14 protein-coding genes are annotated in these 13,008 nt (G+C 41.7%); 9 read left to right on the forward strand and 5 right to left on the reverse strand.

Translation table 11 applies throughout. The annotated features are described in order from the left end of the window. Positions 1–118: 118 nt before the first annotated feature. From AAEY93_RS05865 to AAEY93_RS05885, 5 genes are all read left to right on the forward strand, one after another. Positions 119–259 carry a hypothetical protein gene (locus AAEY93_RS05865; RefSeq protein WP_157822234.1) on the forward strand — a complete coding sequence of 47 codons (141 nt, stop codon included), beginning with the start codon at positions 119–121 and terminating at the stop codon, positions 257–259. 127 nt (positions 260–386) lie between these two features. Then, positions 387–2,180: an AMP-dependent synthetase/ligase gene (locus AAEY93_RS05870; RefSeq protein ID WP_124012878.1), complete on the forward strand. Its 1,794-nt coding sequence runs from the start codon at positions 387–389 to the stop codon at positions 2,178–2,180. 126 nt (positions 2,181–2,306) lie between these two features. Beyond that, the gene (ssp4, locus tag AAEY93_RS05875) at positions 2,307–3,248 is read left to right on the forward strand and encodes an Ssp4 family T6SS effector (RefSeq protein WP_351075404.1); all 942 of its coding nucleotides are present in this window, start codon (positions 2,307–2,309) and stop codon (positions 3,246–3,248) included. Then, entirely contained in the window at positions 3,248–3,742 is a 495-nt protein-coding gene (locus AAEY93_RS05880; RefSeq protein ID WP_124012876.1) for a hypothetical protein, read from the forward strand. The genes ssp4 and AAEY93_RS05880 overlap by 1 nt, the downstream gene beginning before the upstream one ends. 308 nt (positions 3,743–4,050) lie before the next feature. Beyond that, on the forward strand, positions 4,051–4,437 hold the full coding sequence (locus AAEY93_RS05885) for an acyl-CoA thioesterase (RefSeq protein WP_372491486.1): 387 nt from the start codon (positions 4,051–4,053) through the stop codon (positions 4,435–4,437). A gap of 4 nt (positions 4,438–4,441) precedes the next feature. Here the strand turns inward: AAEY93_RS05885 and AAEY93_RS05890 are convergent, their stop codons facing one another. Both AAEY93_RS05890 and AAEY93_RS05895 read right to left on the reverse strand, forming a co-directional pair. Next, complete coding sequence (locus AAEY93_RS05890) at positions 4,442–4,645, reverse strand: N-acetyltransferase (protein ID WP_267898632.1); 204 nt, start codon at positions 4,643–4,645, stop codon at positions 4,442–4,444. A 60-nt stretch (positions 4,646–4,705) separates the two neighbouring features. Further along, complete coding sequence (locus AAEY93_RS05895; protein ID WP_101033379.1) at positions 4,706–5,128, reverse strand: acyl-CoA thioesterase; 423 nt, start codon at positions 5,126–5,128, stop codon at positions 4,706–4,708. Between the two features lie 142 nt (positions 5,129–5,270). On the opposite strand from AAEY93_RS05895, the gene AAEY93_RS05900 reads away from it, so the two are divergent. Beyond that, positions 5,271–6,287 carry a hypothetical protein gene (locus tag AAEY93_RS05900; RefSeq protein ID WP_124012873.1) on the forward strand — a complete coding sequence of 339 codons (1,017 nt, stop codon included), beginning with the start codon at positions 5,271–5,273 and terminating at the stop codon, positions 6,285–6,287. Between the two features lie 63 nt (positions 6,288–6,350). Here AAEY93_RS05900 and mtnC read toward each other — a convergent pair whose 3' ends face one another. Further along, entirely contained in the window at positions 6,351–7,031 is a 681-nt protein-coding gene (gene mtnC, locus AAEY93_RS05905) for an acireductone synthase (protein WP_124012872.1), read from the reverse strand. Positions 7,032–7,244: 213 nt separating this feature from the next. On the opposite strand from mtnC, the gene AAEY93_RS05910 reads away from it, so the two are divergent. Beyond that, positions 7,245–8,444 carry an alpha/beta hydrolase-fold protein gene (locus tag AAEY93_RS05910; protein WP_351075408.1) on the forward strand — a complete coding sequence of 400 codons (1,200 nt, stop codon included), beginning with the start codon at positions 7,245–7,247 and terminating at the stop codon, positions 8,442–8,444. A 170-nt stretch (positions 8,445–8,614) separates the two neighbouring features. Here the strand turns inward: AAEY93_RS05910 and AAEY93_RS05915 are convergent, their stop codons facing one another. Further along, positions 8,615–10,486: a DUF885 domain-containing protein gene (locus AAEY93_RS05915; protein ID WP_351075410.1), complete on the reverse strand. Its 1,872-nt coding sequence runs from the start codon at positions 10,484–10,486 to the stop codon at positions 8,615–8,617. A 181-nt stretch (positions 10,487–10,667) separates the two neighbouring features. Here AAEY93_RS05915 and AAEY93_RS05920 point away from each other — a divergent pair, with 181 nt between their 5' ends. Beyond that, entirely contained in the window at positions 10,668–10,907 is a 240-nt protein-coding gene (locus AAEY93_RS05920) for an HP1242/YdcH family protein (protein WP_101033374.1), read from the forward strand. A 114-nt stretch (positions 10,908–11,021) separates the two neighbouring features. Here AAEY93_RS05920 and AAEY93_RS05925 read toward each other — a convergent pair whose 3' ends face one another. Next, positions 11,022–11,210, reverse strand: coding sequence for a hypothetical protein (locus AAEY93_RS05925; RefSeq protein ID WP_124012869.1), 189 nt, complete (start codon positions 11,208–11,210; stop codon positions 11,022–11,024). Positions 11,211–11,499: 289 nt separating this feature from the next. Here AAEY93_RS05925 and AAEY93_RS05930 point away from each other — a divergent pair, with 289 nt between their 5' ends. After that, positions 11,500–12,753, forward strand: coding sequence for a DUF3644 domain-containing protein (locus AAEY93_RS05930; RefSeq protein WP_124012868.1), 1,254 nt, complete (start codon positions 11,500–11,502; stop codon positions 12,751–12,753). The last annotated feature ends 255 nt before the right edge of the window (positions 12,754–13,008 follow it).

The raw sequence follows: 13,008 nt of genomic DNA on the forward strand, positions 1-13,008 counted from the left end.
AAACGACTTATTTGATCTTGTGCTTAATTCGGGGCTGCCGTGATATTTTTATTGGGTATCACCTCAGACTTAGCGCGCGTTGCTAGCCATGTTGCCTTGATCAAAAAAAGGTCAACGTGTGCTGGTGGATACCCAAGGCGAACCCGTTGCTAGAGCGGTTAGGGTATTGTTTATCGACATCCCATTGCTCGCCATAGGTGTTGGAGCCCTAGCCAGAGGTAAGCGAAAATTGTGGAAAAATGGCATCACCACAGCTTAATAAGTTGTCAATTTTTAGTATGAACGTGACTTCAAGCTCAAAAATAGAGCAAAAACTCATATGATTTTTAGTGGCTTAAGGTAGAATAGAAAAGCGGAACACTTGTAAGCTAAGAGGGCACTGTAATATGTCACTAGATCAATACCATGTCGTACGACTCATGCAACAGCAGAGCCAGTTATTAACTAATAACATTGCGCTTGAAGGCTTTGATATGCCCGCGCCGTGGCATACTGTGACCTGGAATGCATTCAATACTGTCACAGACTCAGTGGCACAGTTGTTAATTAAGTTTGGTTTACAAGTGCAAGATAAAGTGGTGATTTTAGCTCAAAACTGCCCACAGTGGACGTGTGCTGATATTGGTGCACTTAAAGCCCGCAATGTGGTGGTGCCTGTGTATCCAACCAGCACCATAGATCAAGCCGCATTCATTGTTAATGATGCCCAAGCAAAATTAATTTTTGCCGGTAACCAACAACAATATGACATGGCATGTGCCGTTGCCGCACAAGCAGACTGCGTAAAGCATATTGTGGTGTTTGACGCGAACGTGAGCCTAAATAGCGATAATCATGTTTATTTTGATCACTTGCTTACAACCCAATTTAATCCAAGCATTGCACAAGAGTTAGCAGCCAGACTCGACGCGGCAGATTTAAATGACTTATTCACGCTGATCTACACCTCGGGCACCACGGGTAATCCTAAAGGTGTGATGCTGGACTACCGTAATTTTGCTTCAATGATCAACCAACATGACAGTAAATTAGCGTTTACCCCTGGTGATGTGTCATTAGCTTTTTTACCGTTAAGCCATGTATTTGAACGTGGTTGGACCATGTACGTACTGTGTCGTGGCGGTCACAATGTGTATTTAAATGATACTAACCGCATTAAAGAAGCCCTTGTTGCGGTTAAACCACATACCTTATGTGTGGTGCCGCGATTTTTAGAAAAAATATACAGTGCAGTGCACGATAAAGTGGGCCAAGCCCCTAAAGCTCGACAAGCGCTATTTGCTTGGGCGATTAAAGTAGGCAAACGCCAATTTGAAGTCAGCCAAGGTCGAGCGTCAGGTAGTTTATGGTTAAGTGCCCAGTGGAAACTGGCCAACAAGCTGGTTTACCGCAAACTGCAGCAAGTGTTGGGTGGCCGTTTGAAGTTTATGCCAGTGGGCGGCGCGGCGTTAGACGTTAATGTCGGCGACTTTTTTCACAGCATTAGTGTGCCAGTGTTATGTGGTTATGGCATGACAGAAACCAGTGCCACGGTAACCTGTAACACCTTAGACAATCGCGTGCCGGGATCGAACGGTCAACCACTAGATGGCATGGAAATAAAGCTAGGCAAAGACGATGAAATTCTAGTGCGTGGCGACACGGTAATGCGCGGTTATTACAATCGCCCCGAAGATACTGCTGAAGCCTTTGAAGACGGCTGGTTAAAAACCGGCGATGCTGGCCGCATTGATGAGCAGGGTAATCTGTTTATGACCGATCGCATTAAAGAACTGATGAAAACTTCTAACGGCAAATACATTGCCCCACAGCGGGTTGAAGGTAAAGTGGGGTGTTGCCCGTTTATTGAGCAGGTGGCCATTATTGCCGATGCGCGTAATTACGTGTCAGCGCTTATTGTGCCAGCCTTTTCCGCCCTAGAATCTTGGGCCCATGCCCAAGGTATTTATGTTGAAAATCCGATTGATTTGTTGCGTCATTCACAAGTGGTCGCTCATTTTGAGCAGCGCTTAAAAGAGTTACAACATGAATTGGCCGGTTTTGAAAAAATTAAAAAATTCACCCTATTACATGAAGCCTTTTCAATGGAAGCCGGCTTAATCACCCCCACATTAAAGCTGCGCCGTAAAATGATCTACAGTAAATACCATAATGAAATTAATGCCATGTATGGGAAGTAATTAACCATCAATCTTTATACTAAAGGACGCATTAGCGTCCTTTTTAGTAATACTTAGTGATAATTGCCTGTATTTCCAGTAGCGGTACAATACCCTATTTTAAAATTAGGCAACGTAGAGGGAACTATGGAAATTATCACGGTAAATGGAAAGCCTGTTTTTAGATCTAACACTCAGTCGTTTTATGACAATCAATTTAGCCAAAAAGTGCTAGCTAATATCGATACAAAAACGCTGTTCAAAAAAATTGATGCTATACCGGGGCTTGCGGGTGCAGGAATCGTTTATATTGATAGCAAATATAACATTATTGAATTAAGAAAATTCGAACCTGTTTGCCAACTAAATCCTATTAAAATTGTGCTAAGGGAGCCTCCTCAATTAATGAGTCAGGCCGAGTTTGCCTCCCATTTAAAAGGTAGCCAGGGTAATATCCGTGAATTGAACTTGGTTGGTGAATTGGGAAATGCTGCTTGGAGTTGTGGGACTGCTGCGCTTGGGTGGATGGTTGTAATTGGTAGTATGGCTGCTATTCCATTAACCGGCGGGACAAGTAGTGCGATAACGTATTTAGCTGGAGCAGGCGCAACTGCTGGTCTTGTTCAATGTATTAATGGTGCGATGCGATCATATAATGCGTATGAAAATCCTGAAAAAAATGATAATTTAGACTCACAAGAATGGTATCAAAATGCCACTTCAGCTGTGGATTTAGTATCACTTGCAGGTGCTGGGGCTGCTGCTTTAGGTACAATAAAAGCAATAAAAATGATGCAGTTGGGTACAAGTAAGAATACCTATGAAATCTTAAAAGGGTTATCCCGTGCTGAAAAAAAGAGATTAAATCGTGAAATTACCCGTCTTAATTTACCTGGTGCTTCAGGTAAATTAATAAAATCTATGGCTCGAAAAGGCAACATAAAAAAATATACAGGTAAACAAATTACCCATGCATTTCGTTTACATTTAATGGATGCCGTTGGAGCTTCAATGAGCATTTCTGGTAGCCTATTCAATGGAACAATTGGAACAATGGCTATTGGGATATATGAAGAGCTAGCTGATTGATGAAAAGACAAACTAAAAAGAAAAGTGATGACGATATTGTCGGATTATTTCCACCTATGAAGTCCATAGCGGCTTTTTTAGCTGCGACACTATCCATGATACTTTCCATCGCACTGTTAAATCTGCTCATTTTTGATTTTTATTTCGAGATAAAAATAGAGCATGTGTTGATGTATTTATTCACTACTACCATTATTTTCAGCGGTGTGAACTTTGCAGTTGTGAGAGGATCTTTCTTCGCCGTAAAAGTCTTACAATGGTATTTCTGTATTTTATTTATTATATTTTTGCCAACAGTGTTTTTAATCGTAGAAAAGGTAACATTTATTTATGCATATCTGTTAGCCGTTGTTTTTTTGCTCATGTCACTCTACTTGTTACAGAGTAAATACTATCAAAGTTTTGTAGAGTATCAGTTTGATGCCTTAGAAGACATTAAGGAGGTTCGTGCTGAAATCGCTGCAGAAAGAGCTAAACATGGAAATAAGTTCTAATTGTTTGGCTTTAGAGTGACAATATTTTAAGCCGAGATTTGATGACATTTGTGCCTGTTTAGTTGATTTTGGCCATTATAGATGGGCACGATACCCAACCGATAAAATAATTTTATTTAATTTTTTAAGATGATTACTGTTTTCTCCCCTAACATACCCCCCATAATTCCTTCGCAATAAAGACTTTTTTAATGACCTCGAGTGAGATGTGTCGTTAGAATGAGTTAATGGCGTTTGTTCATCGAGCAAAACGTCAATGGACTCAACATAATAATAAAGGAATTTTTGTGGCAGATACCCAATTTAGCATGATTTTGAAACCGCGTTTTTGTGAAACCGACGCATTAGGGCATATTAACAACACAGTGATCCCGGTGTGGTTTGAAGCCGCGCGCGAGCCGATTTTTGAAATCGTTCATCCAGGCCAAGATTTAACTACGTGGAATATGATTATTGCCGGCTTTACCATTGCTTTTAGTGCGCCCACTTATTACGGCGAGGAAGTGACGATAAAAACCCACATTAGCCGTTTAGGTAATAGCAGCTTTGATGTATTGCAAAGCTGCTGGCAGCAGGGTAAAAAAACTGCCGAAGCAACTACGACCATGGTGCACTACAATTACCAAACAGAAAAAAGTCAGCCGCTTGCTGAACATGTGCGTCAGCAATTGGCAGCATTAACCGGTGTAGTTTAAGGTGTCAGCGCAAAAAATTGACCACATAACTACAGCGGGTACTGATGTTAAGACCTTCTGTTTTAGCCCATGCCAGCCCAGTGCGAACTGATTTTTCGGCAATACCTTGGCGGCGTAATGTTAGCGGTACCAAGGCACGGTAAAAATCGATATTTTGATCATCTAGGTGATATTCAAGCATGGCTTCAACACCTTGGGTGACGACCACAAAACGATGTTGCTCGGGCAGGAGTTGTATGTGCTGTTGTTCATATTGATCTTCATATCGCTATTCATGTTGTTTTAGGGCTTGAAGTAATTCTGGGGTTAACTCAGATTTTTTGCCAGTTTTAAAGTTAAACATAACCACTTTAGCCCAGCCGATGGTAGTAACGGCTTGTTGTGCCTTGCTGAACACGGTGTAATGCATGACAAAGCGCTCTTTATGAATATCACTTATCTTGACTCCGACAACGATTGAGTCAGGAAAGGTCACTGGGCGCTTAAAGCGGGCATTGGTTTCACTAAGTACTGGGCCAACACCAGTGGATTTAAGATCGCCAAGTAGGTTGATTTGATTAAAAAAATCGAGACGAGCTGTTTCAAAGTACTTAAAATACACCGAGTTATTAACGTGTTGCAGTGCATCCATGTCACCCCATGCTACTTGAATATCAGTGCTAATAGAGTGTTGTGCTAAAAAGTCATTCATGGCGGTTCTCTGTTATGGATTATAAATTAAACGCTTGTTTAAATGAGCAGCGTTAATCTATCAGCCATACAGGTGATCAACAAGAGTCAATTTAAGCAGATAATACCGACATACAGGTCATTACACTTATGAGGATTTAACTTTGCAAAAGCTGGCTTTTTTAACTCAGTCACGTTCATGGCTATCGTCATGTGAAGCGGTGTTATCGGCACGCATTGCCGTTTTACAAAATCAACTGAGTTTGCCGCAAAAGCTATATTTTGTGGCGATAGTATTATTGTTTACCACCGATTCGGTGGTGTGGGTCGCAATGATCAGTGTGATAGCCATGTCGATTGAATTCTGGCATTTGTTTGAACGTATGTGGCACAGTTTGGCGGGCAAAGCGGTGTTGTTATTGTTTTACGCCATCGTGGCCAACTTTGCCTTGGCTAGCTCAAGTTCAGTCGTCAATGATGTGGTGGGCGTGGCCGCCAGCAATTTTAATTACACCCATAACTTTGCCATTTTGCTCTATTTACCCGCATGGAGCGTGGTAATGAGCTGCATTGTGTTGCTAATGTTACAGTTGATTTTCCCATTAATGTTCACCGTTTCTTTTTTGCTGCGTCCATTGGGGGTAAAAAACTTTCGGTTAATTAACCATCTGCATTTTCATCGCTGTACCTTTTGGGTGCGGGTTATTCTAGCAGCGGTGTTGTTGTACCACTTAGCCATGCTGATGGATTTGTATGGTCAGTTTGAAAAGGCCTTAGACGATCCGCAAATGGTGACGTTAGTCGAAGCAGAAACCGAATTCGATGACGATGTCTTTACCATAGTGAAAGCCCCGTCCGTTGAGAAAGAAGCCGATGAATCTCCAATGGTCATGACGGCTGATGAGATAGTTCACGAACAAGAATTAGCTGCAATAGATGAGATAGCCAAGCAGCCTTATAATCATTTACGTAGCCAGTACTTTACCGGCGTACGTAAAGCGATTGCGTTGTTTGCGTTTCAGTTGGAAGCTAATGTTAAATCGCGTTGTAAAAAGTTACCTCAGTCGCATGTGGTCGAGCTGAATGATTACGAAATCCTCGAGATAACACCTGATATAAAGGCAGAGTATGGCTATCATTTTGAAGTAAAAAAATGCATTTCTCCTGCTTTTCCTCTTTAGCAGACGAGGTGAATAAAAAAAACGACCTAAAAAGGTCGTTTTTTTATCGCTAATGAAAAAGCATTAATCGAAGGATAATTCACTAAAGCTACTGATTTTTTTGCACTTTGCTTGACGTTGGTCGGCAAAACGGATCATTTGGCACGTGATCATGCCTGCAGCTTCTGCGGCTTTGAGTTCTTCTGCTACATCAGATACAAATAAGATCTGTTTTGGCTTCAAGCTAATCGTATTGCAAATATTGCAGTAGGCTTGTTTGTCTAATTTATTACCTGTACGGGTATCAAAATGGCCATTGAAATAATGGGTTAAATCACCTGAGTTAGTATGGCTAAAAAGCAGTTTTTGCGCTTCAGCTGAGGCAGATGAAAAGCTATATATACGAATGCCTTTATCTTTAATCCGTTCAATGCTGTCAATAAAGTCTGGATAAATATGACCGGTAAACTCAACGCGGTTATAACCCTGTTTCCAGATGAGTCCTTGCAGGGTTTTCAGTGGCGTAACTTTACGGTCTTCGTCAATCCATTGTTGTAAAATCTCGATAACTCGTTCGAGTGATGCATCTGGTTCTAGGGCGATATCTTTAACATCGCTAATGCAATAATCAACTAATACGTTATGTTGATTTTGCTCAAGAAAATCAGCCATACCCTTTCTTGAGTAAGGAAATAACACATCCTGAATAAAGTTAAGATCGGTAGTGGTACCGGCGGTATCAACGATGATAGCTCTAATACTCATAAGATTTGTTACTCCAAAACAATTAATTAACTTAATGATGATCCTATGCTTTATTGGCGATTAAGGCTAGTGCTATTGATGATATAACATTCTTGTTAGCTGACTATTAGTACAAGATGTGAGCTGGGTTTAGGTAATGCTAAATTGCCTTGAGTGATGTGGTCTGGTAGCTTCAGGGATAACTTAACTGTCACGTTTCACAAGGAAGAAACCATGCTTACAATAGGGATAAAACGTTATTTAAAATGGTCGAGATTATGGGCTCAAAGCCTGTCTATATGCACGTTATTATTAAGTTTTTTTCACATAGGTGTAGTGTCTTCCACAGAAATATTGCCACTGCAGACTACTGAAATACTAAGTGTGAAGTCCGCATTATTTAGCCAGCAAGCCGATTTTTTGGTGACCTTACCAAACAGTTATACCAAGCAAACCGATAAGCGTTACGTGGTGTTATTTGACTTACATCCACGTAGCCATTTGTATTTAGCGGGCATGCACGACTGGATGAGCCATAATGGTGGCTGGCCGTGGTTAGAAACCATTATTGTTACCGCGCCCGACGGCCACCAAGGCTTGGGGAAGTTAAAACAGCGTGCCATTGAGCGACAAGGCGATCAAGGACTACTGGACTTTTTTGAGCAAGATTTACTGCCCGCAATTGATAAACGCTATCGCACCAATGGCTTTCGTATTTTTAACGGCTTTACTGGTAATGCAGGTTTAGTGCTATACAGCTTAATTAATCGTCCTAGCTTATTTAATGCCTATATTGCTGCCAGCCCAGTGTTATCTTCAGACTTTGCTTATGTGCTAAATGATGCGCCTAAAAAGCTCAAAAATATGCAAGGCAAACCAAGATTTCTATTTGTTAGCACCAGTGATAGCGACTTTGAGCAAAGGCAGCTTGATTCGTTTGCTAAGCTGGAAGATATGATTCAAACCAATGCCAACAGTAAATTGAACTATCAAATAAAGCGTTTTGACGGCAGCTATTATATGACTCAACCTATCTTGGCGACGGCGTTGGGCATAGAGATGATATTTAATGATGTTCACACTGTTTTGGCGGCTGATTCAGAGGTATCGCGACAGGGGGCTCAAGCAATTCTAGCCTATTATAAACGCTTATCTGATGAGGTTTATGGCTTTGATTTGCCAGCAATTGATTCGTTGTTAGCCTTAGGTAATAGCTTAGTTGAAGCAGCGCCAGAGCAAGCGATCGGGGTTTATCAAGATACGCTGAAAGCCTACCCTAAAGCGCATTCGGCCTACCATGAGTTAGCCAGTGTTTATGCCGCCACAGGTGAAATGAGTGAGGCTATCGAAGCTGAACAACAAGCGTTAGCGAGTACCGACCATCCGTTCTATCAAAATAAATACACTAAGCAATTAGCAGCGTTTCAAAATTAAGCATTTCAAACTAAGCGTGTCAAAACCAAGCTAAACCAAACTAAACCAAACTAGAAAAAAGATAAATGACAATAAAGCCACAGCACGAGTATTCGTCCTGTGGCTTTACTGTCTAACCTGCTTAAATAATATTATTCTGAGCTGAGATTACTACTTCGAGCTTAGGTTGATTACGCAGCAGTTTCGCTGGCTAACCACTGATTGATTTTTTGCTCCATTAAATCAAGTGGCAAAGCGCCATTTTCAAGTAGACGATCGTGGAACACTTTAATATCAAACTTGTCTCCTAACACTTGTTTGGCTTTTTTGCGGAGTTCGAGAATCTTTAATTCTCCCAACTTATAGCCTAGTGCTTGGCCTGGCCAGACGGCGTAACGTTCAATCTCGCCAGTGGCTTCAGACAAATGAATGCCTTCGGTAGCAATAGCATAATCAATGGCTTGCTCGCGGCTCCAACCTTTGGCATGCATACCAGTATCAACCACTAACCGAACTGCACGATGCAGTTCAGATTGGAGGCGACCAATGTTATCGATAGGGTCATTAGCGTAAATGCCCATTTCGGCAGCTAAACGCTCGGCGTATAAGGCCCAACCTTCACCAGCGGCATTAGAGTAAAAGACTGTGCTCATCAGGGGGAGTTCATCAGATAAGCCAATTATGGTTTGTAAATGATGACCTGGATTGGTTTCGTGGTAGGTCAAGGTTTGCAATGAATAAGAGGGAAGTGATGCGGTGTCATACAAGCTGATCCAGAAGGTGCCTTTGCGCGAACCGTCTTGTGAGGGGGCATCGTAGAACGCGCCGCTAGTAGAGGCTGCGCGGCTGGCTGGTACGGCTGCAATAGCCACATCTTGATTGGGTAATAGGCCAAACCAGTCTGGTAATTTTGCGTTAACTAAGGCCAGGTCAGCATCAATATCTGCCATCAGCTTTTGTTTACCTTCAGGCGTGTTGGGATAAAGGTACTGCGGGTCGTTGAGTAGCACTTGCATGCGCTCACCCACGGAGCCGTCAACATAACCGACTTCTTTAAGTAATCCGTCCATTTCAGTGCTGATCCGCGCCACTTCAGTTAACCCTAGTTGATGAATATCATCGGCGGTTCTGTTTGAGTTACCTAAATGCTGAATAAGTGCCTTATACAGTTTAGCGCCTTGGGGTAAACGACCTATTCCGGCGTCATGGGTCGCTTTTGGGCGCACGGCTTCTAATGCCATAATAAGTTGACGGGTGGCGGCATAGTATTTGGTATCGACTAATTCGGCGGCAGAGCTTACCAAAGCAGCGCTATCTGCCATTTTGGCGGCGTTAAGTTTAGCGTTAAAGCTGGTGACTAAAGGATGCATGTTTGCTGGGCCACTGATCTGTGATCTTAAGCCGCGTAGAGTATTATCAATAACAAAGTCCGGTGGAATGACGCCCATGGCAACGTCGTGGTTGAGTTTGTCAACCAGAGTGCCCATAGCCGCAGGGTAAATGTTCAAACGAGTTAAATAGGCATTGGCTTCGGCCGTATTGGTCACCGCAAACTTGTCTTCCATATAGCCGGGGAACTCAATTTGCAAACCCGACAAGTGGTTAACCGCATAGGGTAGAAACCACACCCCATACTCGCCCAGGACATTGCCATAATTAACAATTTGAGCGGGTAATAATGCACCTTTTACTTCCGAGATTATTGCGTTTAAGCTAATTTTATCGGATGAACTTAAGCTTGCTGCATCAATATCGTTGAGCTGGCCTAGTATTGCTTTAAGGCCTTGGCGGCGATGGGTTTCACCTCTAGGGCTGTAGTCGGTGAGTTTAGACATGACATTGGCATCGATACTGGCATCACTCACGCCATAGTAGGTGGCAATTTCGGGCCTTAGTAGGAAATAGTCTTTAGTGATCGATTTTACTTGCTGCTTAAGACTGAGCTTGGTGGCTGAGCTATCTGTTTGGGAGCTTGCAGCGTTTGAGTTATTGTCCGCGGTGGTAGAGTCGGAGCAAGCGGTGGCTAGCAGGCTTATGATTAAGACATGGAAAAATTTTTTCATTGATTACTCATTAAGTTAATCGCGGCATTCAAGTAGGAATATGACGACATCCTAACAGTTATAACGGTTACGTTGTTGCAGTTTTTATGTCCATTTTATTGAAAGATGTGGGGGTAAATTTGACGATGACGTTTAAATATGGTCTAACTTAACTAGACATTGACATGAAAAGGAGAGAGGTATGTTAGGTGAAAGCCATGCGCTATTAGTTGATTTTCCTGAGTATCAAAATAAGATTTTATTGTTAACCGCGAGTGATACTGAGTTTGTAGAAGATGCGAAGCAGTATCATAAATTAGATACTGAAATTCGTAAGCTGGAGTTACGAAACTCTCCAACAAGCGATGACTTTATGCATCAAGCCAAGCTTGACCGAACAGTACTCAAAGACAAGCTTTACCAGCAGATTTCTCAAGCTTAATTCGTTTATTCAGCATTTTTTCTGGCTATGTCACCACTTAGGTTGTGATGACATGGTCAATTTTTGCTGCTATCTCAGCTATATTCTTATTCTTATTTTTATGGCCTGCGGCCACTAAGGTCGTGGCGCTTCGCCCACACCAGCTTTTTCAAACTTCGTTTGAATTAAGATCGCAAGGTTCCACCCTGCACTGGCCAAAAGGGGATCAACAGCAATCCCCTCTTGGATCACCCCTGCCGTTCCGGCAACATTTTCAAACAGCGAAAAGGTCGCGACGGAAATTGATCCAGCTTTTAACTTCATTTGAATCCTGCTTCGGCCTTATTCGAAAATGCTAACGCTTCCGATGGGGCGTCCCTTCCCCTCGAAAGCTAGCTGGCCGTCCATGGCCAGCTCACGTCATTTTCTTCAACGCCCTCAATGTGATTGAATCCTGATGGTTTAAGTCTGCTCACGCATTATTTTGTCGGTTGTCTTAAGCAGTCTACATGTAAAGGCAACGTGAATAGATTTAATTACTTTACACCAAAGAGATAGCAAATGTAGGATGAAATTAATTAATCAGCTTTAAAATAACTCATGGAGTATTGCGTTGAATCGGAATCAAAGAGTAGAGCTAGCATTTGAGTTTATGCTCGCTAAGGAGAAAGCTGGAGAAGCTTTCACAATGACTGAATTGGCAGAGGCATCAGGCTGGGCAATAAGTAGTTGTCAAACATATCCAACTAAAAGATGGCACCAATTCGTTCAAAGAGACGGTAGCCAATATACTTCTACGGGGCTCATCTATTTAAGCAAGGCTGAATTTAGTCTTATACATTCACAAAATTTGCAAGATCCAAACAACCTTTCGCCAAAAAGTATTTTGCTTCACAAAGCTAGAGAGTTCGCTTTACTGGCTGTATCGACGTACAACAATCCTTATACGGAATTTAAAACATATGGCTTTATAGTTAATATCGTCATTGCTTACACAGCTTTGTTTCATGCTATTTTTGAGAAAAAAGAACAAAATTATTTTCATCTTGATGAAGAAGGAAATCCAATAATAATTGATGGTGAAGAAAAAGCATGGGAGTTGTATCGTTGCTGTAACGAATATTGGCGTGGCGAGGATAACCCTGAAACCAAAAATTTAAATTTTCTTATTGGACTCAGAAATAAGATTGAACATAGAAGTTTACCAGCAGTTGATCTCGCAACTAGCGGTGAATGCCAATCTGCACTTAATAATTTTGAGAATCTTCTAGTTGAAGAGTTTGGTGATAGTCATGCATTAATGGCTAGGTTAGCGATTGCTATGCAATTAACCCGAACTTCAGAACAAGCTCAACTCGATGCTTTAAAACAATTTCAAACCGAAAATTACCGTGTTGTGCGTGAGTACATGGAAACATATAAAAACGATTTATCTGATGACGTATTGGAAAGCCAGAAATATAGAATAAGGGCTTTTTTAGTCCCCAAGCTCGGAAATCATGCAAAATCAGCTGACTTAGCTATTGAGTTTATTAACGTTAATAAACTCAATGATAATGAAATGGAAAACTATGAGCGAGGCGTAGCTTTTATTAAAGGTATAGAGTCTCCATTTAAGTTAAAACCAGGCAAAGTTGTTACTATCGTTAAAGAGAAAATAAAAGACTTTAATCCTACGTTACATACTAAATGTTGGAAGTATTATAATGCGAGACCTCGTGAAATGGTAATCACCTTCAAAGGAGAATATGCAGCTTATTCTGAAGGTTTTGACGGTTACTTATATTCACGTCGATGGGCAGAATTTCTTATTAGACAACTAAGCAATAAGGATGAGATTGCAAGGGTGCGCAGGCAAGCCATTTAACATATATGAGCCTCCTGCTAGTCAAAAGGTGAGCTTCGTCTTGCCGTTAGACAACCATGAAGTTAAATCGAAGAGAGTAGAATCACAGGTGCAGATGAGTCAGCGAGTATCCAAAACATGGATGTTTTGGCTAAGCCCACATGGATGTGCTTGCGGCGTCTCGCTTAATCATCTGCACGTAGCCTGCGGCAGGCAATTAGTGACAATGAAGTGACGATTCAAATTAAGCTAAACCAATACCAAGTAAGTTCGACG

It is taken from the genome of Shewanella sp. CAL98-MNA-CIBAN-0140 (genome assembly GCF_040309905.1).
In the GTDB taxonomy this organism is placed as follows: Bacteria; Pseudomonadota; Gammaproteobacteria; order Enterobacterales; family Shewanellaceae; genus Shewanella; species Shewanella psychromarinicola.

Excerpts from the sequence above, each read along its gene's own strand:
- AAEY93_RS05925 (WP_124012869.1), bottom strand. The coding sequence starts at position 11,210 with ATGAAGTTAAAAGCTGGATCAATTTCCGTCGCGACCTTTTCGCTGTTT.
- ssp4 (WP_351075404.1), top strand. The coding sequence starts at position 2,307 with ATGGAAATTATCACGGTAAATGGAAAGCCTGTTTTTAGATCTAACACT.
- AAEY93_RS05920 (WP_101033374.1), top strand. The coding sequence starts at position 10,668 with ATGTTAGGTGAAAGCCATGCGCTATTAGTTGATTTTCCTGAGTATCAA.
- AAEY93_RS05880 (WP_124012876.1), top strand. The coding sequence starts at position 3,248 with ATGAAAAGACAAACTAAAAAGAAAAGTGATGACGATATTGTCGGATTA.
- AAEY93_RS05895 (WP_101033379.1), bottom strand. The coding sequence starts at position 5,128 with ATGAATGACTTTTTAGCACAACACTCTATTAGCACTGATATTCAAGTA.
- mtnC (WP_124012872.1), bottom strand. The coding sequence starts at position 7,031 with ATGAGTATTAGAGCTATCATCGTTGATACCGCCGGTACCACTACCGAT.
- AAEY93_RS05915 (WP_351075410.1), bottom strand. The coding sequence starts at position 10,486 with ATGAAAAAATTTTTCCATGTCTTAATCATAAGCCTGCTAGCCACCGCT.
- AAEY93_RS05870 (WP_124012878.1), top strand. The coding sequence starts at position 387 with ATGTCACTAGATCAATACCATGTCGTACGACTCATGCAACAGCAGAGC.
- AAEY93_RS05910 (WP_351075408.1), top strand. The coding sequence starts at position 7,245 with ATGCTTACAATAGGGATAAAACGTTATTTAAAATGGTCGAGATTATGG.
- AAEY93_RS05885 (WP_372491486.1), top strand. The coding sequence starts at position 4,051 with ATGATTTTGAAACCGCGTTTTTGTGAAACCGACGCATTAGGGCATATT.